At 38.0% G+C, this 245-nt stretch carries 1 protein-coding gene; it reads left to right on the top strand.

Going from position 1 to position 245, the window contains the following annotated elements; genetic code table 11:
- The coding region (locus R2R70_RS22355) for a DUF2087 domain-containing protein (protein WP_410979251.1) at window positions 1–100 on the top strand (100 nt) is incomplete at its 5' end.
- Window positions 101–245 lie beyond the last annotated feature (145 nt).

Below are 245 nucleotides of genomic sequence, written 5' to 3'. Positions count from 1 at the left end.
AGAGAAACATGAAGATTTCGTTGCCCTAAGAAGATACCTCATTGAGTACGGCTTGATGGAACGTACAGCGGACGGAGCAGCTTACTGGGTGAGCGTGTAAAAAAAGAAGAGGTTGAGGCAAAACCTCTGAATATCGGTTTTTTTAATAAATAACGTAGGTAATGGTATTTTACTAACGCTATTTTTGTTTTAAATAGAAAACAAGTGAGATTCCCTATCGCATTAAAATCGTCGAAAAGCGAATG

The sequence above is a fragment of the Cobetia sp. SIMBA_158 genome (genome assembly GCF_046566945.1).
GTDB classification, from domain to species: Bacteria; Pseudomonadota; Gammaproteobacteria; order Pseudomonadales; family Halomonadaceae; genus Cobetia; species Cobetia amphilecti.
The sequence above is the reverse complement of the archived record's forward strand: the minus strand, read 5'-3'. Positions and strand labels throughout refer to the sequence as shown.